Below are 20,124 nucleotides of genomic sequence, written 5' to 3' on the forward strand. Positions count from 1 at the left end.
CTCCTCACAGCGCTCTGCCCCCTTACAGCCTCGCCCTTCGGCGCCATGGCGGCGACCGGAGCCGGCTCGAGGGCCATGACACCGGGGTACCCGTCATGCCCGCCCTCAGTACGCTCGCCGGCTCACCGCACGGTCACCAGAATCAACCAGTAAAAGTCTCCTTCAACAGCGGTAACGTGATAAGTGGCGCAACTCCGACAAGCACCGGAGTGTCATGCCATGGCTCGACGTCGTACGGCTCCGCCCACCAGCGCCGAAGAGCGATTGCGCACGCTCGGTCAGCTCACCGGCCAGATACTCGAGCGGATCAAGTTGCAGCAGGCCCGGGTGGAGCTCGCGGCCGCGCTGCAGCGCCAGTGCCTTCCCACCGAGATACCGCGTCTGCCGGGTCTGCAGGTCGCGGGACGGTACGCGCCCGCCAGGGACGGTCTGGACATCGGCGGCGACTGGTACGACGTCTTCCCCATGCAGGACGGCTCGATCGGGTTCGCCATCGGAGACGTGCAGGGCCACGACGTCGAGGCCGCGGCCTACATGGGGCAGGTACGCACCTGCCTGCGCGCCGTCGCAGTGGCCACCACGGACCCGGCCGAGGTGCTGCGCCGCACCAACGACCTGCTCGTCTCCATGGGCTCCGACCTCTTCGTGACCTGCCTGTTCGCCCGCTTCGCCCCGGCGACCGGCGAGCTGACGGCTTCTCGTGCCGGACACATTCCCGCGGTCTGGGCGACGGACGAGGGCCGCTGCGACGTCGTCATGGCCGACGGGGGTCTGCCCCTGGGCATCGTGCCCGACGAGAAGTACACCTCGACCCGCCGCCAGCTGACGGGCAAGGGAGCCTTCGTCCTGCTCACGGACGGCGTGGTGGAAGGACCGGACTACGAGATCGAGCAAGGGCTGGACCGGGTGGTCGAACTGGTCCGTGACGCGTGCGGCGCGGACCCCGACAGCCTGGCCGCCGAAGTGATCAAAGTCGCCGATCTGACCGGCCACAGCGACGACGCCGCCGTCCTCGTTCTCACCTACGACGCGTAAGGACACGACCGCCGTGGCGATCAGCGGCCAGGGATTCCGGCACCACGCCGCCGTGGGCCTGCGGATCGTTGCCATCGCGGCGGTCTACTACGCGGCCGCCAGGATCGGACTCATGCAGCAGCTGGTCCGCGGTCAGATCACACCGTTGTGGCCGCCGACCGGTATCGCCCTGGTGAGCCTCCTGCTGTGGGGGATGCGGATCTGGCCCGGGATCGCGATCGGCGCGTTCCTGGTGAACGTGACGCTTGGTCCTTCAATTCTTCCGGTGGCCGCGATCGCGGCCGGCAACACGCTGGCCCCGGTCTGCGCGTATCTGCTCCTCAGACGGGCGGGCTTCCGCATCGAGATCGACCGGCTGCGGGACGCGCTCGCCCTGGTCTTCCTCGGCGCGCTGGGCGGAATGCTGGTCAGTGCGACCGTCGGTACGGGGGTACTGGTGCTCTCCGGCGCCGTTCCGGCCGACGATTTCTGGCCCGACTGGTCGGTGTGGTGGACGGGCGATGCCATGGGCGTGCTGGTCATCGCACCGCTCCTGCTCGTGATCCGCACCTGGCGGTGGCCGCGCGGCGTCCCCGTCCACCGGTGGGCCGAGGCAGTGGCCCTGCTGGCCGGTACGGCAGCCGTGGCCACGGTGGCCACCCGGAGCACGCTCGCCCTGCTCTTCCTCGTGTTCCCGTTCCTGATCTGGGCGGCGTTCCGCTTCCAGCTGGCCGGCGCCGCCCCCTGCGTACTGATCGTTTCGGTCATCGCGATCGACGCGGCCGCGAACGGGTCCGGTCCGTTCTCCGGTCATGACCTCCTCGCCAAGATGGTCATCGTGCAGGCCCTCAACGGGACTGTGGCCCTGACGGCTCTGCTGCTCGCGGCCACCATCACTGAGCGGGACCACACCCGCCGGGAGATCGAGCAGGTCTGCCGTGGGCTGAGAGAGGCGCTCACCCGGCTCACCCCAGTCGAGAAGGGCGAGGAGTGGCCGCCCACTCGTTCGCCGAAGGAACGGGACCGGGACGTATAGCGCGGGACCGAGGTGCCTCTGGGAGGTTCAGCCGCCCGTCGACTCGCGGACGACCACGGTGAAGGGGCTGACGAACTCCTCGCGATCCGCCCCTGGCTCGTTCTGCCGGATCCGCCTGGCCAGGAGGTCGACCGCCCGCTGCGCCATCGTGTCGTGGTCCGGGTCGATGGTGGACAGCGAGGGGATGAGGAACGCGCTCTCCTGGACGTTGTCGAAGCCGATCACCTTGACCTGGTCCGGCACCCGTACCCCGGCGTCCGCCAGGCCACGCAGCACGCCCATGGCCACCGTGTCGGTCACGCAGAAGACGCCGTCGAAGTCGAGACCGCTCTCCACCATCTCCCGGGCACGCCGCGCACCATCGTGCATGGTGAGCGTCTCCACGCTCTGCAGGAGGCCGGGGTCCTCGGGCAGACCGGCGCTCTGCAGCGCCTGCCGGTAGCCCGTGAGGCGGAGGCTGGTCACGTCGGTCTCCTCGCTCACCACGCCGCACAGGATGGCGATGCTCCGGCAGCCCCGCTCGATCAGATGGCGGGTGGCAGCCTGCGACGCGTCGACATTGGGCATGGCGACGTGGTCGACGGGACCGCCGAAGATCCGCTCGCCCAGGATGACCACCGGGTAGTCCACCTTGAGCAGCTCGACGTCCGCCGGGCCCATGCCCACGGTGCTGAGGATGAGCCCGTCGTAGAGCCGGTTGCGCGAGAGGGACAGTGCGTCCAGCTCGTTCTCCCGCGAGGCGCCGGTCTGCTCGATGCTGACCCGGAGGTTGTGCCGCTGGGCCGCGCTGATGATGGCGGCGGCCAGCCGGCCGTAGTAGGGGCTGTTGACCTCGGGGACGGCGAGTCCGACGGTACCGGTCCGGCCGGTGCGCAGGTTGCGGGCCGCGACGTTGACGCGGTAGTCGAGCCGTGCCATCGCGTCCAGGACCTTCTTACGCGTTGCCGGGCGCACGTTGGGGTGATCGTTGATGACGTTCGAGACGGTCATCGGGGAGACCCCGGCCGCCTTCGCCACGTCCTGGATCGTTGCCACGTTCGCCCCCGGTCTGCGTCTTGGGACTCACCCGCCTTGGGACTCGCCCGCCGCCATGCTAGGGCTTCACCCACGTCGTAACCTGCCGGTTCGGTGGCGGGCGCACAGCCTGCCACCGGCCGCCGCGGCCGCCGCGGTGCACCCGCCGTTTGCGGGCGCACCGCGCCTGGCCGAGTTCAGTCGGTGCTGTCGGTGCTGTCGGTGCTGTCGGCCTCGGTGATGCGATACAGAGCCGCTCCGTGGGCCGGCAGGTCGACGTGCAGGTGGCGGCCGTCGTGCTTGGTGTCGCTGTGGGTCCACAGCTCCCGGATGCGGTCGCCGGGACGGGCGCCGATGGAGCCGAGCGGGACGGTGACGCGCTCGGGGGCGTCGGCCAGGGAGAACACGGCGGCGTACCGGGTGCGCCCGTCGGTGTCACCGGCCGTCCACAGGACGAGGTCCCTCTCGCGGAGGACCTCGCGGTTGTCCCTGCTGTGCCACAGGACCTCGAGCGCTTCGTCGTTGGTGAGCAGCTCGATCGTCTCCCGCGGGCTGCTGGGCAGATCACCGCCCATCATCAGGGGCGAGCGGGCGATGAGCCAAAGCGTCATCAAGCTGATCTGCTCGGGGCGGGTGAGGGCGCACAGCCGGTCGTCGCCGCGCTCGGCCCGGATGCCGATACGGCCCAGCGGCAGCATGTCGGCGTCCGCCCAGCCCCCCGCGGCGGAGCCGCTTGTCGATACTGCGGCCTGCCACGGAGCCCACCGGGCCATGCGGCCGAACTGGGCCTCGACGTCCTCCCACCGGTCCCACAGGTCGTCGCAGACGCGCCACATGGTGGCGTTGTCCCGCAGGTGGTCGAGGTGGGCGAGGGAGACATCGGTGCCGGGCGACAGACTCAGCTCGATGTTCCGGCCGCTGCGGGCGATGGCCCGGGCGTAGGCGGAGATCTCCCGCTCGTGGTAGGGGAAGAGCATGTCGTCGGCCTTGATGAAGTCGACGCCCCACTCGGCGAACTGGGCGACCTGCGCGTCGTAGTACGCCTGGGCGCCCGGGTGGTCGTGGTTCAGGCCGTAGTTGTCGCTGTTCCAGGGGCAGACGGAGTTGGTGTCGGCGACCTCGTCGGCGGTGAAGTCGGTGCCGGCCACGGGCAGGCGGTCGGCGACGGCGCGGCGCGGGATGCCGCGCATGATGTGCAGGCCGAACCGCAGGCCGAGTTGGTGCACGCGCTCGGCCAGCGGCCCGAAGCCCGCACCGTCCGTCGCCGAAAGGAACCGGTTCGGCGCGGGCAGTTGGCGGCCGTGGTCGTCGAGGATCAGCGGGGCGTCGGGGTTGTAGCCGTGGGCGCGGGCCGTGGGCTCGTACCACTGGATGTCGACGACCACGGTGTCCCAGCCGTGCGCGAGCATGTGGTCGTGCATGAACACCGCGTTGGCGAGGACCTCTTCCTCGGTCACGGTCGTGCCGTAGCAGTCCCAGCTGTTCCAGCCCATCGGCGGACGCAGGTGTCGTTCGGGGATGGGGCGTGCGGGTCGCGTCATGGCCGATCGTTTCCTGTACGGGTGCGGAGGACGGAGCGGGGCGTCGGGCGGGACGGCGCAGACCCGACGCCTCGGTCGGGTCTGCGGAGGGCGACGGCGTGATCAGGCCAGCGGGGCCTGGACGGTGAGGAAGGAGTGGGGCGGCAGCGTCAGGGCCAGGCCCTGGTCGGTCGCCTTCAGGCCGTCGAAGGTGCGCGGGGCGACCGCTCCCGGCGTGTCCGCGGTGTTGTGGGCCCCCAGCCGGTCGGCCGTGAGGATGCGCGCGGTCACCTCACCGAGGGAGCCGCCACGCAGGTCGAGCGTCACGTCCGCGGGCTCCTCGGCGTCGAGGTTGGACAGCGAGATGAGGACCGTGCCGTCCTTGACGCTGGCGGAAGCGGAGACGGTGTCCAGCTGTGCATCCCCCACTGCGCGGCGGGCGTCGTCGCTGCGCAGGTGCACGGCGAGCGAGGCGGCGTCCTGGTGGCCCTTGTTCATCTCGAAGACGTGGTACGTCGGGGTCAGCACCAGCGCGTCGCCGTCCGTGAGGACCATCGCCTGCAGGACGTTGACGGTCTGGGCGATGTTGGCCATGTACAGGCGCTCGGCGTGCTTGTGGAAGATGTCGAAGTGGGTGCTGGCCACGAGCGCGTCGCGCAGGGTGTTCTGCTGGAACAGGAAGCCCGGATTGGTGCCCGGCTCGACGTCCCACCAGGTGCCCCACTCGTCCAGGACCAGGCCCACCTTCCGGCCGGGGTCGTAGCAGTCCATGACCGTGGAGTGGCCGGTGAGGATGCGGTCGATCTTCCGCGCGGAGACCATCGTCCGGTAGTAGTCGTCCGTGTCGAAGTCGGTGGCGCTGCCCTTCGCCTCCCAGGGACCGGCCAGCGTGTAGTAGTGGACGGAGATGCCCTGGAAGAAGGTGCGCGGTGTGGCCTCGCAGCCGAAGCAGTTGATCTGCTGCATCAGCGTCTCGGTCCACTTGTAGTCGGCGTCGGACGCGCCCGATGCGATGCGGTAGAGCTTGTTGTCGCCGTGGTCGCGGCAGTACGTGGCGTACTGCCGGGCCAGGTCGGCGGAGTACTCGGCGCGCATGTTGCCGCCGCAGCCCCACGTCTCGTTGCCGATGCCCCAGAACTTCACGCGCCAGGGCTCCTCGCGGCCGTTGGCCTTGCGCAGCCGCACCATGGGGCTGTCGCCCTCGCGGGTCAGGTACTCGACCCACTCACTCATCTCCTGGACGGTGCCGCTGCCCACGTTGCCGCTGATGTACGGCTCGGCGCCGAGCAGTTCGCACAGGGCCATGAACTCGTGGGTGCCGAAGTGGTTGTTCTCCTCGACGTTGCCCCAGTGGGTGTTGACCATACGGGGGCGCTGGTCCCTGGGGCCGATGCCGTCCTTCCAGTGGTACTCGTCGGCGAAACAGCCGCCCGGCCAGCGGAGGTTGGGGATGTTCAGGGCCCGCAGGGCCTCCACGACGTCGAGCCGGATGCCGCCCTCGTTGGGTATCGGGGAGTCCTCGCCGACCCAGAAGCCGCCGTAGATGCACCGGCCCAGGTGCTCGGCGAAGTGGCCGTAGAGGTGGCGGCTGATCTTCGGACCCTCGATGTCGAGGTTGATGATCGCGGTGGCGTTGGGCACGGGGTACTCCAGGTCAGCAGGGGTGGACTACGTGAGTGTGAGCGTGAGCGGCAGGGGCTCTGCCGTGCTGGCCGGGCCGTTACGTCCGTCGCACCCGGGGCGTTTGTATCGATAAAAAATTCCCACCGTGTCGCTCGAGTGTCAAGGGGTGCGCAAATCGGGAATCAGGTCAGCCGATCTGATGGGCCGCGGCCCGCGAGGAGTCGGGCTCGCTCGGAGCCGCCCGGCCGCGGCGCCGAGCACCGAGGGGACGGCAGCCATAAACTCGAAGGACTGGTTCGGGGAGGCGGGGGGCCGCGGGGACGCGGTCGGCAGACCGGGGTCCGGACCGGGACCGGGGGGATCGCCACCCCAGGAGAACGCGATGTATCGGCACACCACACTGGCCGGGGAGTCAACGGACTACCTCGACGCCCGCGAAGAGCTGCGCCTGGCCGAAATCGAGCTCATGCGCCACCGCGAGAAGGTCGCGGCCCGGCGACGGGCGCTCCCCCAGGGGCCGCCCGTCGACGACTACGTCTTCCTCGAGGGCCCGGCCGACCTCGACGCCGGCGACACACCGGTCCGCGAGGTGCCCCTGAGCGGGCTGTTCACCGCGCCGGACCGCCCGCTGGTCGTCTACCACTTCATGTACGGCAAGCTGCAGACCGACCCCTGCCCGATGTGCACGATGTGGATCGACGGCTACAACGGCGTCGCCCACCACATCGCCCGCAACGCCGACTTCGTCATCGCCGCGGCCGCCGACCTGCCCACCCTGCGGCAGCACGCCCGCAATCGCGGCTGGCACCGGCTACGGCTCCTGAGCTGCGGCGACAGCACATTCAAGTACGACCTGGGCAGCGAGGACAAGGACGGCGAACAGGACTCCACCATCTCCGTCTTCACCCGCGACGGCGACGGCACTGTCCGCCATTTCTACTCCGCCCACCCACGCATGGCCGACGACATCGACGAGCGCGGCATCGACCTTCTGACCCCCGTCTGGCACTTCCTCGACCTGACCCCGCAGGGCCGCGGTGAGTGGTACCCGAGCGTGGACTACTGACGGCTCCTGAAGACCGAGGTTCCTGAAGACTGAGGTTCCTGAAGACTGAGGTTCCTGAAGACTGAGGTTCCTGAAGACCGAGCGGACAGGGCACCGCAGCACGTCCCGTCGCGAACCCGCCCGCCCCGGTGACTGTCACGGCATCGGCCGGGATCCTGGTAGCGCGAACGCCCGTTAACGCCCGCCACACACCGAGGAGACTGATGACCGAGACGCAGAAGGATGCAGAGCCGGACCGCCGATCGGCCCTCGAGGCGGAGCGGCAGCGCATCCGGGACCGGCACCTGCGACCGAGCGGCGAGCGGCCCGCCTCGTCCGCCCGGGGACTGCACCACACGGCGCTGATCAGCAGCGACGTCGAGCGGACCATCCGCTTCTACCAGGACGTGCTGGAATTTCCGCTGACCGAGCTGATCGAGAACCGCGACTACCCCGGCTCATCGCACTTCTTCTTCGACATCGGCAACGGCAATCTGCTCGCCTTCTTCGACTTCCCCGGACTCGACGTGGGCCCGTACGCCGAGGTGCTGGGTGGACTGCACCACGTGGCGATCTCCGTGGAGCCGGACCGCTGGCGCCACTTGGTCGGCAACCTCGAGCAGGCCGGCGTCGACCATGCGGTGCACAGCGAGGTCTCGGTGTACTTCCGGGATCCCGACGGCGCCCGCATCGAACTCATCGCCGATCCGCTCGGCGAGATGTACGGAAACGAGGTGCTGTAACGAAGCGGTCGGGCGAGGAGTCCGGTGCGGCCGCTGCGCTCTCTTACGAAGTCAGTCCGGCTTCGTCGCACGCCGACCTGACGGCCGGGGTGCAGATCTGATCGATCGTGTACAGGCCGTCCTTGACGACGGTGTCCTTGATGTTGTCCCGCGTCACGGCGACCGGGGCGAGCACGACGGCGGGGATGTCGCGGTCGGTGGGGCTGTCGACCGTCTCGTTCGGGGTCTGGCCCAGTCCTTCGCCGCGGCCCAGGCTGACGGCCATCTCCGCCGCAGCGTCGGCCTGGGCCTTGTAGGACTTGTAGACGGTCATGTACTGCTCACCGCTGACGATGCGCTGCACGGCCGAGAGAAGAGCGTCCTGGCCGACGACCGGCGGCATCGGCTTGATGCGGGCGGCCTTGAGGGCCGAGATGACTCCGGAGGCGAGCCAGTCGTTGGCGGCGTAGACACCGTCGATCCGGTCGGAGCCGAGGGCCGCGATGGCGCCGACCATGTTGGCGTGGGCGGTGTCCATGCTCCACCCGGGCGTGTCGTAGGACTTGCCGATCGTCACCTTGCCCTTGAGGACGGAGAGCGCACCGGCCTTGAACTCTCTCGCGTCCGGGTTGATGGGGTCGCCGTTCATCATGACGATCTGGCCGTCATGAGCCTTGTCGCCCAGGGCCCGGAGAAGTGCCTCGCCCTGGAGCTCACCGATGCGGTGGGCGTCGAAGCCGACGTATGCCGAGATCGGCCCCTCCGCGAGATGGTCGTAGGCGACCACGGGGACGTTCGCCGCGTGCGCCCTGTTGATCGTGGAGCGGATCGTCTCGGAGTTGACGGAAGCGAGGATCATGACGTCGACCCCCTCGATGATCATCGCCTCCGCTTGCTGCTGCTGGGTGGCCGCGTTCAGCGCGGCGTCGGCGTATTCCACCGTGCAGTCACGGCACAGGTCTGCGATCTTTCCCTCGACCAGGGGCTTGTCGAACTGTGCCCAGCGGGTGGCTCCCCCGTAGCCGGGGAGCAGCAGCCCTATCTTCAGGTCCTTGCCCGCGGCGTCCCCGCCGGAGCCGCCGGACTGTCCACAGGCGCCAAGGCCGACGGCCAGCGACACAGCGGCCACGACCCCGACAGCACGACACAGACGCCCATCCATGTCACCCGCCTCCGCTACCAGTGCACCGCGCGAGCGGCTCCGCCGCCAGCGGGCGCCCGCACCGGCAACGACGGGACGTGAGGGGCGCGCCAAGAGGCCCCTCACGTGCGGAGACTCAGCGGCGTCGACCGTCGTGACCGCCGCGCGTGCTCAGGTCGACGCCTGGTCGCTGTCCTTCATGGCACCCCAGCCGTGCCAGCGCTCGACCTCGATCCAGGCGCTGACCCGGGCGCGGACCCGGTCCGGGTAGGGCTTGCCCGTGTAGTGGCGGGCGATGCGGTCGATGTCGGCCAGGCCGTCGTCGTCGTGCATCTCGGTCACCCGGCCGATGAGCGTGACGTGCGTGTACCAGTCGTCCGTGTCGAGGACGGTGAGGGTCACGCGCGGGTCGCGGCGCAGGTGCTTCAGGCGTACGCGGCCTTCGTCCAGGCTGATCAGGACACGGCCGTCCTCGCACACGTACCAGGTGGGCGTGGAGACCGGGGTGCCGTCCGAGCGCAGGGTCGCCATCACACAGAGATTGGGGCGGCTCAGCAGCTCCACGGCCTCGGGCGGCAGGGCGGCTTTGACATGGCGGTCTCCCTTGGGGTCAGGCGGAGTTGTCGTCGAAGCTGGCGAAGTACGCGGCGGCCATGTCCTCGTCGGCGTGGCCCTGTGCGGCCGCGCGTTCCAGGCGGTCGGCGCTCGCGGCGGCCACGTCGAGGCGGAGGCCGTTCTTCTCGCCGGCCTGGACGATCAGACGTGCGTCCTTGGCGGCGGTCGCCACCGCGAACTGGGCCGGGGACAGCTGGTCGTTCAGGATGAGCCCGGACTTGACGCGCAGATAGCCCATGTCGAGCGGGCCGCCCGCGATCGCGTCGAAGAAGCTCTGCGGGTCCACGCCGAGGGCCTGGGACAGGGCCAGGACCTCGCCCATCGCGGCGGTGGTCGCGATGACCCAGCTGTTGGCGACCAGCTTCAGGCGGGTGGCGGTGCCGGCCGCGCCGTCCTCGCCGGTCCACACGGTGCGGGAGCCGACGGCGTCCAGGACCGGCGCGACCGCGTCCCGGCCTTCCGTGGGGCCCGCGGCCAGGACCAGCAGTTGACCGGCCTCGGCGGGCGCGCGGGTGCCCAGGACGGGGGCGTCGAAGAAGACGAGGTCGTGTTCGCGGGCGAAGTCGGCCAGTTCGGCGATGGCCTCGATGCCGGCCGTGGTCGACTGCACCCAGGCGGCGCCCGATCGCAGGGCCGGAGCGGCCTGCCGCATCACGTCGAGGGCGGCCGGGCCGTCGTAGAGCATGGTCAGGACGACGTCGGCGTCCCGCAGGGCTTCGGCGGGGGTGTCGACGACGTGTGCACCGTCCGCTGCCAGCGGCTCGGCCTTGGCACGGCTGCGGTTCCAGGCGCGGACGGTGTGTCCGGCCTTCACGAGGTTGCGGGCCATCGCGGCGCCCATGATGCCGGTGCCCAGAACGCTCACGGTGAGCTTGTCGGTCATGACGTCATCTTCCTGAAGTTTGTGGGTCGTTGCGTGGTTGTGGAGTGGTCCGGGTACGCCCTGAAGGTCGGAGGGCGCACCCGGGGCCTCGTGACGGTCAGCCGCCGTCACGAAAAGGATCTTCGCCATGTGCATTCTCCGTCGTCCTGGCTGCATGGTTGCCGCCCGCGGTTGCCGCTGCCACTCGGGGACGTCTCGAAGGCAGGCCCACACGCGGAGAGCGACAGCAAGCAGCTCCCGTCGCACGCCGACCTGAACCTGCTGCGTACCTTTTTGGCCGTCTGCCGCTCCGGCTCCTTCACCGCGGCGGCCCCGCTCGTCGGGCTCTCCCAGCCGACCGTGACGGCGCAGATCTGCACGCTGGAGCAGCAGACCGGCCGCGAGCTGTTCACCCGGCTGCCGCGCGGGGTGGAGCCCACTCCGCGCGCCCATGAGCTGGCGGGACAGATCGCGGGCCCGCTCGACGCGCTCGCAGCCCTCGAAGGCGGCAGCGGCCCCCTCGCCGGGCACACCGGGCACACCTCCCCCGTCCACCTCGCCGGTCCGTCGGAGCTGCTGTGCGTCCGGGTGCTGCCCGCTCTGGTCCCGCTCGTGGCCGACGGCGTCCAGCTGCGCGTTGCCCAGGGGCTCACGGAGCCCCTCCTGGAGGAGATGCGCTCCGGTCAGCACGACCTCGTGATCGCCACGCGCCGCCCCCGCGGTCGCGCCCTCGCCTCGGTGCCGCTCGCCGACGAGGAGTACGTCCTCGTCGCGAACCCCGACTGGGCCCGGCGCGCCGCCGACCTACCCGGAGGCCGACGACGTGTGCGCCGCACTCCGGGAGGTCCCGGTCGTCACCTACGCGGAGGACCTGCCCATCGTGCGGCGCTACTGGCGGACGGTCTTCGGCAAGCAGCTCACCGCCCGCGCCGCGGTCACCGTGCCGAACCTGTACGCCGTGCTGTCGCGGCTGCAAACTCCCGTGGAGTGTGGTCGTCTCGGGAATGCAGTCACCGCCCCTGCAATCCCCACCGCGGACACTCAGAGGTCCGCGGGCACGGTCGCGAAGGGAGCCCGTCGGTGGGCCCCGCGCCGTGGGCTGGCATGTGAACCATGCGCGATGACCAGAGGCTGCCGCCGGTGTGTTTCCCCCCGGAGTCAGGGCACTTACGCCCACGTAAAAGGGGTGCGGCGGCGATCAGCAGCCCCACGGCGGCATCGGTCAGCCCGCAGCGCACACGGAACACCCAGACCGTACTGGCTCACGCACGGCCCCGAATGGCGACGCCCCACATGAAGTGACGCGGTGCTGTGTGGATCACCGCCATTGTCCTTCGGCCCTGCACGGCACATGATCTTCGGCACCGCACGCACCCGGCCACGGGACCCCGGCGGCCCCAACCCTCTTCGGGAGGACACTCGATGACCAGTGCGCCCTCGCAGGAGGCGAACCCCGCGGTGAGCAGGGAGAACTGGCTGGCGCGCATGGCGCTGCGCTTCACCGCCTTCACCGAGAAGTGGCTGCCCGATGCCCTGGGGTTCGTGTTGGTGGGCACGTTCGCGGTCTTCGCGCTTGGCCTGGCCACCGGCGAGAAGCTGTTCGGCACCCCGGCCGATCCGGCGGCGACCACCGGGTACGGCCTCATCGACGCATGGGGGCAGGGATTCTGGTCCCTCATCACCTTCACGCTGCAGATGGCGATGATCATTATCGCCGGATACGCGGTCGCCGTCTCACCGCCGGTCGGCCGGCTGATCGCCAGGATCGCACAGGTGCCTCGTACCCCACGCGGCGCCATCGCGTTCACCGCGGCCGTCGCCATGGTGAGCTCCTACCTGAACTGGGCGTTCAGCCTCATCTTCACGGCGATCCTGGCCAAGGAGACAGCCCGCCGGGTCCCGGGCGTGGACTACCGGGCGCTCGGCGCGATGGCCTTCCTCGGCCTCGGCACCGTATGGGCCCAAGGCCTGTCCGGGTCGGCGGCGCTTCAGGTCGCCAGCGCCGCATCCAGTCCGCCCGCCGTCCAGAAGGTCATCGCAGAGGGTCGCGGCAGCGGTCTCATTCCTCTGACGGACACCATCTTCCTGTGGCAGGGCATGGCGGCCACAGCGATCGTCTTCGTCGTAGCGGTGGGGACGGCCTGGTTTCTGTCGCCCTCGCCCGAGCGTGCGAAGACCGCCGAACAGCTGGGCATCGACCTGGGTCCCGGTGTCGGTGAGGGACGCTCTCCGCTGCGCCGCAACAGGCCCGGAGAGTGGATCGAGTACAGCCCCGTGTTCGCGATCCTGCTGTTCGCGCTCGGAGTGTGGTACCTGGCACGGCACTTCGCCCGCGCGGAGGGCAACGCCCTCAACGCCCTCGATCTGAACACCGTCAACCTCATCCTCATCCTGCTGGCGCTCATCCTGCACTGGCGTCCGATACGCCTGGCGCAGGCGGTCAAGGACGGCACGCCCGCGGCCTCAGGTGTCCTGCTCCAATTCCCTCTGTATGGCGGCATCTTCGGGATGATCGCCTTCACCGGCCTGAGCAAGACCATCGCAGGCTGGCTGGTGTCGGTGTCGAACGAGTTCTTCTATCCGGCATTCATCGCCATCTACAGCTGCGTACTCGGCGTCTTCGTGCCCAGCGGCGGCAGCAAGTGGGTCATCGAAGCTCCCTACGTCCTGGACGCGGCCAACCAACTCCATGTGAACCAGGGGTGGGTGGTCGTGGTGTACGACCTCGGTGAGGCCAGTGCCAATCTGCTGCAGCCGTTCTGGATGCTGCCCACGCTGACGATCCTGGGACTGAAGGCGCGCGACATCATGGGGTACACCTTCGCGATGTTCCTGGTCTGCTTCCCCGTGGTGCTGATCCTCGTCACCCTGTTCGCGCGCACGCTCACCTTCCCCTGACCGGGACGCCGTCAACGGGGGTAGGGGCCGCGGTGCCGCAGCCGACGTCACTCACCGAGTGAGACGTCGAGCACACACGTCTGCGCGCGGCCGTCGGCCGGGCCGAACCGCACGATGAGCGGGGTTCGGTGGATCGGCCGGTAGAAGCGGGGTTGTCTGCGGTGCCTGCCGGAACTGTGCAGGTAGGCGGAAGGTGTCGAGCCGCACCTCCACTTCATGGGACTCCAGCCAGGCGCGGGCCTTGCGCCCGGCCCGCTCGCTGCCCGTGGAGTGGAGCAGCTCCGGCCCGGAGTGGGCGAGCGTGACCCGGGCGTCCGACCGGGCCAGGCGGATCTCGGCGCTAAGCTCGACGCCGGACGGTCCGCCGCCGACGACGAGGACGTGGTCGGCGGTGGCGACGCTCTCCTGGTGTGCAGCGAACGACTTGGCTGCCTCCTCGGTCGTGGCGGGTCAGGTCGCCGAAGCGGGACCGGGCGGCAGGTGGACCGTCATGATCAGGTGGCAGGTCTCGGTGCCCGAGCCGCGGTACGTATGAGAGGTGTCGCCGTCGAACGTGGCGGTCTGTCCTGCTTCGACGGTGTGCTCGATGCCGTCGACGACCAGGGTCATCCGGCCGGAGGTGACGCTGACGGTTTCCACGACCCCGGCCTGGTGGGGGTGACTGGGGTATTCCTCGTCCGGTTCCAGTCGCCAGCGCCAGACCTCGACCGGGGCCGGGCCTGACGTCGTCAGCATGAGCCGGGCCTCGCCGCCGCGTTCTCCAGTCCACAGGGGGGCCACCGTGTCGGCGGCCACGACGCGCACGCGGCCTTCGGGCGGCCCCTGCATCAGGGCGGACACCGAGATGCCGAGGGTGTCGGCCAGCCGGACGAGGGTGGCCAGGTTGGGGTTGCCCTGGGCTTTCTCCAGTCCCACCAGGGCACCCTTGCTGACCTGGGCCCTTCGGCTGAGTTCCTCCAGGGACAGACCCGCGCGGATGCGGGCCGCCCGGACGTTGTGCGCGACCGTCCGCAGGGCTGCGGCTGTCTCGGCCACCTGATCACCATCCTCGCAGCTGAACCAGTTGAATGCACCGCCCGGTCGTTTTGTTGAGCCGTTCGGTCGCTTTGTTGTACGGTTTGGTCGTTCCATTGAATCGTAAGGGATGTACCGTGATCGCTCTGCTGCTGGCCCTGGGCAGCTCACTCGCCTACGGATGCGCCGATTTCCTCGGCGGCCTCGGCGCCCGTAAGGCTCATGTGCTGCGTACCGTGATGATCGCGGCCCCGGCGAGTCTCGCGGTCGAGCTGCTGCTGTGGCCGGTGCTCGGCGCCTCGTTCAGCGCTGCGGCCCTCGGCTGGGGTGCGGCATCGGGCATCGCCTCGGCCGCCGCGTTCGCCCTGCTCTACCGCACCTTGGCGATCGGTCCGATGAACGTGCTGTCGCCCGTGACCGCGCTGGTGTCCGCCGCGCTGCCCGTGGGTGTGGGTCTGCTGCAGGGCGAGCACCTGGCCGCCGCCGGGCTGGTGGGTCTGCCGCTCGCGCTGGTGGCGGTGGTGCTGGTCAGCGCCGGACACGGCGCGGGCTCGGCGCGCCCCTCACGTACGGCGCTGCTGCTGGCCTTCGGCGCGGGCGCCGCCATCGCCCTTCAGCTGATCTTTCTGCACCAGGCGCCGTCCGACAGTGGCGTTGCTCCGCTGATCGTGGGCCGGGCAGTCTCCTCGGCTGTCACCCTGGCCGCGGCGGGTCTGCTGCACCGCAGGCTGGGTCCCGAGCGTCCCGCGTACGCGATGTCGGCCGCCGCGGGTGTGCTGGACTCTCTGGCGAACCTGCTGTTCCTGCTCGCCGCCCGCAGCGGGGACCTCGCCGTCGTCGCCGTGATCACCGCCCTCTATCCGGCCGGCACGGTCCTGCTCGCCCGCGGGGTGCTGGCCGAACGGATCCACCGCGGCCAGCTCGTCGGTCTGGGCACCGCCGCCGTCGCCGTCAGCCTCCTCGCCCTGACCTGAGCCCCCAACCAAGGAGTACGGCATGCTGGTTCAGCCCTGGGACGCCAACCTGGACGAAGCCGAATGGCAGACCTGGATCGCCGAAGGACACGACTTCGGCCTCCTGAGCGTCAACGGCCTGCCCGGCCAGGCGCCCGTCGCCGTCCCCACCCACTTCACCAGCAACGGCAACCACCTCCTGGTCCACCTCGCCCGCCCCAACCCCGTCTGGAAGGCGATCGAGAACGACCCGCACGTCCTCTTCACCGTGTTCGGGGACTACGCCTTCATCCCCGGCCCCTGGCGCGCCAAGGCCGGCACCCCGCCCACCGACGGCGTCCCCACCAGCTATTACACAGCCGTCCAGTTCACCTGCCGTGCCCACATCGTCGACGACGTCGAGGCCAAGGCCGAGCTGCTGCGCCGCCAGCTCGCCCACTTCCAGCCCGACGGCGACCACGCCCCCGTCGCCGTCGACCAGCCGCCGTACGGCCGGATGCTGCCCGGCATCCGCGGCCTGCGCCTGGAAGTCACCGAAGTACTGGCCAAGTTCACATACGACGACCACAAGCCCGTCGAGCACCGCACCGCCGTCGCCGACCACCTCACCGCACGCGGCCAGGGCCTCGACGTGCCCACCGCGCGACAGCAGCGCCGCCGCCTGGACCGCATCGGCCCCTGGAAGCCCTGACCCCCCGCCCCCTCCCACCCGCGGCCCTCCCCCGCCCGGACGCAGGAAACGGAACCCCGCCCATGACCGCCTTCAGCCTCACCCCCGCCGTCGCAGACGCCTTCCCCGACACCCTCGTCGCCCTGGTCACCGCCACCGGCCTGCGCGGCCGCGAGCCCTGGCCCCACACCACCACCGCCGTGGAGGAACTGGAGCAGCAGCTCGCCGACGGCTCCTGGCAGCCCGCCGACGAGACCGACCCCCGCATCGAGGCCTGGCACACCGCCTACCGCTCCTTCGGCACCAACCCCCGCCGCATCCGCCCCAGCGTCGACGCGCTCGGCCGCCGCCTCGCCAAGAAGGGGACCCTGCCGCGTATCAACCCGGCCGTCGACTCCTACAACGTCGTCTCCGTCCGCCACGGCCTGCCCGCCGGCGCCTTCGACCTCGCCCACGTCACCGGCGACGTCGTCATCCGCCACGCGGACGGCAACGAGTCCTTCACCCCGCTCGGCGAACCCGACACCGTCGAGACCCCCAAGTCCGGCGAGATCATCTACGCGGACACCACCGGCGTCCTGACCCGACACTGGAACCACCGCGACGCCCACCGCACCCGCGTCACCGAGGACTCCACACGCGTCGCCTTCATCCTCGAAACCCTCCACGCAGCCCGCGACGGCGACCTCCTCAAGGTCGCAGCGGAGGAACTGCAGGGCCTCCTCGCCCCGCACGCCGAACAGACCACCGTGCACTACCTCAGCCCGGCACAGCCCCGGGCCACCGCGATCGCCGTCAGTGGCGGGGGACCGGCGACGAACTCATCGATGACGCTGACGGAGGAAGCGGCGCCTCGTCGCCGCGTCGGCGAGCGGCCGACCGTGTCGGGCATCGTCAAGGCAGTCCAAGGCGGCCAAGGCGGTCCGGACGCCGGCGGCCGGAGTCACCTCCCATGGCTCCGGCCGGCCCGCGTGCTCTGGGCCTTGCGAGCGGCTATTGCCCCACCCGGCCGTCGATGCATTCGCGCAGCAGGTCGGCGTGGCCGCAGTGGCGGGCGTACTCCTCGATCCGGTGCACCCACAGCTCCCGGACGGAGTTGCCGTCCTTACCGACCCGCGCGCCCAGATCCGCATACTCGGCCAGCGCCGCATCGGTTGCCGCCTGTTCGCGTGCAAGATCGGCGAATGCGCCTTCTACCAGCTCCTGCTCCGCTACGGCTCCCTTGAAGTCGCCGTCATCCGCTCCGTACAGCTCCGGTGCCGGGTTTTCTGGCTGAATCCAGTTGCGCCAGTCCCGCTCCACCTCGGCAAGATGGCGGACCAACCCCAGCAAGGACATGGTCGACGGCGGCACCGACCGGCGCGCCAGTTGCTCCGGGTTCAACCCCTCGCACTTCATCCGCAGGGTCAGTCGATAGCCCGTCAGGAAATCCTGCAGCGTCGCCAACTCACCGTCGGGACTGACTCCGTCACTGTTACGGGGGTCCTCGTCGGGGTCCACCCACATGTCGGGATAGACGCTGGCCTGGCTCCACCGCTCGGGCATGTCGCTCACCGTGTGCATGATTCTGGGCAGCGGCCTGACAGGCAAGTGATTATGCAGGCTGCCGGGTCGACCTTGGGGCACTGCCCGGCCGCGACACAGGGTCTTCTCGGCGCAGGCGCCTATGCCCAAGGCCGGGGGCAGCTCAGTGCCGTGGATGAGCGTCAGCGCTGCCTGGCCCAGTGCTGGTCTGGCGGTGCGACTCGCTGGGCGCCCGTGACCGATAGCCCGGCCCGTGCTCCTGCATCGGGCCGGGGTGCGGAACGGCGCTCATCCCGTGGCGTTCAGGCGCGCGGCCGCGCGCAGGACGGCGGGTGAGATGCGGCCGATGAGGCGCGCGGCCTTGGCCTCGAAGGTGACGGGCACGACCGGACGGCGGCGGAGTACGGCGCGGACGATCTGGTCGGCGACCTTTTCCGGCGGGTAGTTGCGCTTGGCGTACAGGCCGGAGAACTTGGCCTGTTGGGCGGCCTGTTGTTCGGGAGTCAGTCCGGAGAAGGTGGCGGTCCGGGTGATGTTGGTGTTGACGATGCCGGGGCAGATGGCGCTCACACCGATGCCGGCTTCCGCGAGTTCGGCGCGCAGGCAGTCCGACAGCATGGAGACCGCCGCCTTGCTGGTGGCGTAGGCGGCCAGCACTTTGGAGGGCAGGTACGCGGCGGCAGAGGCGACGTTGACGATGTGGCCGCCCTCGCCCCGCCCGACCATCCGGGTGCCGAAGGCGCGGCAGCCGTGGATGACGCCCCACAGATTGACGTCGAGGACCCGCTGCCATTCCTTCTCGGTGGTGGCGAGGAACGTTCCGGAGTGGCCGATCCCGGCGTTGTTCACGAGGATGTCGGGGACTCCGTGCTCGGCGGCGACCTCGGCGGCGAACGCCTCCATGGCCGGGCTGTCGGAGACGTCGACCCGGTAGGCGTGGGCGGCGGCGCCCGTCAGGCGGGCGAGCTCCGCGGTGCGCTCGGCCGCGTCCTGGTCGATGTCGCAGACGACCACGTCCGCGCCGCGTTCGGCGAACGCGAGCGCGGTGGCCCGTCCGATGCCGCTGCCGGCCCCTGTCACGACGGCCAGCCGCCCGGCGAAGGAGCTGCCGCCTGACTTGCCCCGGCGACGCCCGGCCGGCCGGATGCGGCGGGACCGGTCGAGGCCGGGAGCCGCAGCGGCACCCTCGGTGTGGGCGGCGAATTCACGGACCAAGCGTGCCACGGTCGTTCCTTTCTCCAGCAGTGCCGACCAGTGGGTGGCGGGCAGGGTACGCCGCCACAGGTTCGGCACCCACCGCTCCAGGCCCTCGGCCAGTGCGGGGCTGACGTAGTGGTCCTTGGTCAGGGTGACGAGCTGCACCGGGACCTCGGTGTGCCGATGCCGTGGGCGGAGCACGCTGGGCAGCATGTTGGCCCGGTACAGGCCGATGCCACGTACCGCGTCGTCTCGGAGGGTCGGTTGCGGGTGCCCGGGCCGGGGTGTGACGCCTTCGATGCGGTGGAGCACCTGGTCCCAGCGGCGGGCGAGGCCGTGGCGCCAGACGGCTGGTGCGAGGAGTGGCAGGTGGAAGGCGGCGATGTACCAGGAGTGCGCGCCTTGGGCGAGGAGTTGGGCGAGGTGCCTGGGGGTGGGGCGGGTGAGCCGGCGCCGGATCCAGTTCCCGGCGTGGTCCAGGCAGGGGCCCGACATGGTGGTGTACGAGGCGATGCGGCCGGCCGCCCGTGGATCGGTGACCGCTTCCCAGGACTGGATGGAACCCCAGTCGTGGGCGACGAGGTGGACAGGCCGGTCGGGGCTGACCGCGTCGGCCACGGCGAAAAGGTCGTCGGCGAGCTGCGGCAGCCGGTATCCGGCACGGCGCGCAAGCGCCCCGGAGCGGCCGGCGCCGCGCACGTCGTACCGGACGACGTGGTGTTCCTCGGCGAGATCGGCGCTGACGTCGTCCCACACGCGGTGGGTGTCGGGGTAGCCGTGCACCAGCAGCACGGTGGGGTTGGCGGGGTCGCCCTGCTCGTACACGGCGAGGGCGACGCCACCGGAGATCACGGTGCGCTGGGGGGACTCGGCGTCGGTGGGAGCCTCGGACGTGCGGCTGCTGCCGGCGGATCCGGGTTCGGGAGTGGTGGTCATCAGGCCTCGTCCTTCGTCCAGCGGTGTACGTGGGGCAGGTCGTCGTCGAGCCAGTAGGCGTCGTCCTCGGTGACCACGAGGAGTTCCTCGAACTTCAGCCCTACGTCGTGGAAGCCGACGTGCGGCTCGACGGCCCACAGTCCGGGGGTGGGGGCGTGCCGGGATGAGCGTCCGCCGGCCCACAGGGGGGAGCGGCCGTGGAGGCGTTCGCTGATCAGCTCTCGGCCGAGGGTCTGCAGGGTGCGTACGCCGAAGCCGAAGACGGTGACCCCAGCCGGGCCCCGGGCCTTCATCCGGGTGACCTGGTGTCCGATGACGCGGCCCGGGTACACCTGGTGCC

General features: G+C 70.3%; 16 protein-coding genes and 4 pseudogenes. 9 read left to right on the top strand and 11 right to left on the bottom strand.

The window, feature by feature from the left end; all coding sequences use genetic code 11:
• Nucleotides 1-219: 219 nt before the first annotated feature.
• Together STSP_RS23375 and STSP_RS23380 are read left to right on the top strand one after the other, a co-directional pair.
• Nucleotides 220-1,035 carry a PP2C family protein-serine/threonine phosphatase gene (locus STSP_RS23375; RefSeq protein WP_067281611.1) on the top strand — a complete coding sequence of 272 codons (816 nt, stop codon included), beginning with the start codon at nt 220-222 and terminating at the stop codon, nt 1,033-1,035.
• 19 nt (nt 1,036-1,054) lie between these two features.
• On the top strand, nt 1,055-2,050 hold the full coding sequence (locus tag STSP_RS23380) for an MASE1 domain-containing protein (protein WP_067281650.1): 996 nt from the start codon (nt 1,055-1,057) through the stop codon (nt 2,048-2,050).
• Nucleotides 2,051-2,077: 27 nt separating this feature from the next.
• On the opposite strand, the gene STSP_RS23385 is transcribed toward STSP_RS23380, so the two are convergent.
• From STSP_RS23385 to STSP_RS23395, 3 genes are all read right to left on the bottom strand, one after another.
• Nucleotides 2,078-3,085 (bottom strand): LacI family DNA-binding transcriptional regulator, encoded by a 1,008-nt coding sequence (locus tag STSP_RS23385; protein ID WP_078067432.1) that lies wholly within the window; start codon nt 3,083-3,085, stop codon nt 2,078-2,080.
• A gap of 176 nt (nt 3,086-3,261) precedes the next feature.
• A complete protein-coding gene (locus STSP_RS23390; RefSeq protein ID WP_232789756.1) occupies nt 3,262-4,605 on the bottom strand; it encodes a glycoside hydrolase family 27 protein in 1,344 nt (447 codons plus the stop codon).
• Nucleotides 4,606-4,707: 102 nt separating this feature from the next.
• Complete coding sequence (locus STSP_RS23395) at nt 4,708-6,225, bottom strand: alpha-N-arabinofuranosidase (RefSeq protein WP_067281613.1); 1,518 nt, start codon at nt 6,223-6,225, stop codon at nt 4,708-4,710.
• 364 nt (nt 6,226-6,589) lie between these two features.
• Here STSP_RS23395 and STSP_RS23400 point away from each other — a divergent pair, with 364 nt between their 5' ends.
• Together STSP_RS23400 and STSP_RS23405 are read left to right on the top strand one after the other, a co-directional pair.
• Nucleotides 6,590-7,273 (top strand): DUF899 family protein, encoded by a 684-nt coding sequence (locus tag STSP_RS23400; protein ID WP_067281615.1) that lies wholly within the window; start codon nt 6,590-6,592, stop codon nt 7,271-7,273.
• A gap of 203 nt (nt 7,274-7,476) precedes the next feature.
• Nucleotides 7,477-7,995 carry a VOC family protein gene (locus STSP_RS23405; protein ID WP_067281618.1) on the top strand — a complete coding sequence of 173 codons (519 nt, stop codon included), beginning with the start codon at nt 7,477-7,479 and terminating at the stop codon, nt 7,993-7,995.
• A gap of 43 nt (nt 7,996-8,038) precedes the next feature.
• On the opposite strand, the gene STSP_RS23410 is transcribed toward STSP_RS23405, so the two are convergent.
• The 3 genes and pseudogenes from STSP_RS23410 to STSP_RS23420 form a co-directional block, all read right to left on the bottom strand.
• Nucleotides 8,039-9,103, bottom strand: a complete 1,065-nt coding sequence (locus tag STSP_RS23410; protein WP_232789757.1) for a sugar ABC transporter substrate-binding protein — start codon at nt 9,101-9,103, stop codon at nt 8,039-8,041.
• 183 nt (nt 9,104-9,286) lie between these two features.
• Nucleotides 9,287-9,708, bottom strand: a pseudogene (locus tag STSP_RS23415) (PPOX class F420-dependent oxidoreductase).
• Nucleotides 9,709-9,725: 17 nt separating this feature from the next.
• On the bottom strand, nt 9,726-10,613 hold the full coding sequence (locus STSP_RS23420; RefSeq protein ID WP_067281655.1) for an NAD(P)-dependent oxidoreductase: 888 nt from the start codon (nt 10,611-10,613) through the stop codon (nt 9,726-9,728).
• A gap of 252 nt (nt 10,614-10,865) precedes the next feature.
• On the opposite strand from STSP_RS23420, the pseudogene STSP_RS23425 reads away from it, so the two are divergent.
• Nucleotides 10,866-11,559 (top strand): annotated as a pseudogene (locus STSP_RS23425) (LysR family transcriptional regulator); the annotation flags it as partial.
• Between the two features lie 455 nt (nt 11,560-12,014).
• Complete coding sequence (locus STSP_RS23430; RefSeq protein WP_067281625.1) at nt 12,015-13,490, top strand: short-chain fatty acid transporter; 1,476 nt, start codon at nt 12,015-12,017, stop codon at nt 13,488-13,490.
• 89 nt (nt 13,491-13,579) lie between these two features.
• Here the strand turns inward: STSP_RS23430 and STSP_RS37375 are convergent.
• Together STSP_RS37375 and STSP_RS23435 are read right to left on the bottom strand one after the other, a co-directional pair.
• A pseudogene (locus tag STSP_RS37375) lies at nt 13,580-13,934 on the bottom strand (FAD-dependent oxidoreductase); the annotation flags it as partial.
• A gap of 6 nt (nt 13,935-13,940) precedes the next feature.
• Complete coding sequence (locus tag STSP_RS23435) at nt 13,941-14,525, bottom strand: helix-turn-helix domain-containing protein (RefSeq protein WP_067281626.1); 585 nt, start codon at nt 14,523-14,525, stop codon at nt 13,941-13,943.
• 116 nt (nt 14,526-14,641) lie between these two features.
• Here STSP_RS23435 and STSP_RS23440 point away from each other — a divergent pair, with 116 nt between their 5' ends.
• From STSP_RS23440 to STSP_RS23450, 3 genes and pseudogenes are all read left to right on the top strand, one after another.
• The gene (locus tag STSP_RS23440) at nt 14,642-15,478 is read left to right on the top strand and encodes an EamA family transporter (RefSeq protein WP_067281628.1); all 837 of its coding nucleotides are present in this window, start codon (nt 14,642-14,644) and stop codon (nt 15,476-15,478) included.
• A 22-nt stretch (nt 15,479-15,500) separates the two neighbouring features.
• Nucleotides 15,501-16,148 (top strand): FMN-binding negative transcriptional regulator, encoded by a 648-nt coding sequence (locus tag STSP_RS23445; RefSeq protein WP_067281630.1) that lies wholly within the window; start codon nt 15,501-15,503, stop codon nt 16,146-16,148.
• A 62-nt stretch (nt 16,149-16,210) separates the two neighbouring features.
• Nucleotides 16,211-16,912, top strand: a pseudogene (locus tag STSP_RS23450) (B3/B4 domain-containing protein); the annotation flags it as partial.
• 208 nt (nt 16,913-17,120) lie between these two features.
• On the opposite strand, the gene STSP_RS37380 reads toward STSP_RS23450, so the two are convergent.
• The 3 genes from STSP_RS37380 to STSP_RS23460 form a co-directional block, all read right to left on the bottom strand.
• Nucleotides 17,121-17,690 (bottom strand): DinB family protein, encoded by a 570-nt coding sequence (locus STSP_RS37380; RefSeq protein WP_408646348.1) that lies wholly within the window; start codon nt 17,688-17,690, stop codon nt 17,121-17,123.
• A gap of 249 nt (nt 17,691-17,939) precedes the next feature.
• Nucleotides 17,940-19,784 carry an SDR family oxidoreductase gene (locus STSP_RS23455; protein WP_078067437.1) on the bottom strand — a complete coding sequence of 615 codons (1,845 nt, stop codon included), beginning with the start codon at nt 19,782-19,784 and terminating at the stop codon, nt 17,940-17,942.
• On the bottom strand, nt 19,784-20,077 hold the full coding sequence (locus tag STSP_RS23460; protein WP_232789758.1) for a hypothetical protein: 294 nt from the start codon (nt 20,075-20,077) through the stop codon (nt 19,784-19,786). Before STSP_RS23460 ends, STSP_RS23455 begins: the two co-directional genes overlap by 1 nt.
• Between the last annotated feature and the right edge of the window lie 47 nt (nt 20,078-20,124).

The sequence above is a fragment of the Streptomyces jeddahensis genome (genome assembly GCF_001642995.1).
GTDB lineage: Bacteria > Actinomycetota > Actinomycetes > Streptomycetales > Streptomycetaceae > Streptomyces > Streptomyces jeddahensis.

What these genes read in the sequence shown, in the direction of transcription:
- STSP_RS23375 (WP_067281611.1), top strand. Translation starts at nt 220, where the DNA reads ATGGCTCGACGTCGTACGGCTCCGCCCACCAGCGCCGAAGAGCGATTG.
- STSP_RS23390 (WP_232789756.1), bottom strand. Translation starts at nt 4,605, where the DNA reads ATGACGCGACCCGCACGCCCCATCCCCGAACGACACCTGCGTCCGCCG.
- STSP_RS23400 (WP_067281615.1), top strand. Translation starts at nt 6,590, where the DNA reads ATGTATCGGCACACCACACTGGCCGGGGAGTCAACGGACTACCTCGAC.
- STSP_RS23405 (WP_067281618.1), top strand. Translation starts at nt 7,477, where the DNA reads ATGACCGAGACGCAGAAGGATGCAGAGCCGGACCGCCGATCGGCCCTC.
- STSP_RS23420 (WP_067281655.1), bottom strand. Translation starts at nt 10,613, where the DNA reads ATGACCGACAAGCTCACCGTGAGCGTTCTGGGCACCGGCATCATGGGC.
- STSP_RS23430 (WP_067281625.1), top strand. Translation starts at nt 12,015, where the DNA reads ATGACCAGTGCGCCCTCGCAGGAGGCGAACCCCGCGGTGAGCAGGGAG.
- STSP_RS23445 (WP_067281630.1), top strand. Translation starts at nt 15,501, where the DNA reads ATGCTGGTTCAGCCCTGGGACGCCAACCTGGACGAAGCCGAATGGCAG.
- STSP_RS37380 (WP_408646348.1), bottom strand. Translation starts at nt 17,690, where the DNA reads ATGCACACGGTGAGCGACATGCCCGAGCGGTGGAGCCAGGCCAGCGTC.
- STSP_RS23455 (WP_078067437.1), bottom strand. Translation starts at nt 19,784, where the DNA reads ATGACCACCACTCCCGAACCCGGATCCGCCGGCAGCAGCCGCACGTCC.
- STSP_RS23460 (WP_232789758.1), bottom strand. Translation starts at nt 20,077, where the DNA reads ATGAAGGCCCGGGGCCCGGCTGGGGTCACCGTCTTCGGCTTCGGCGTA.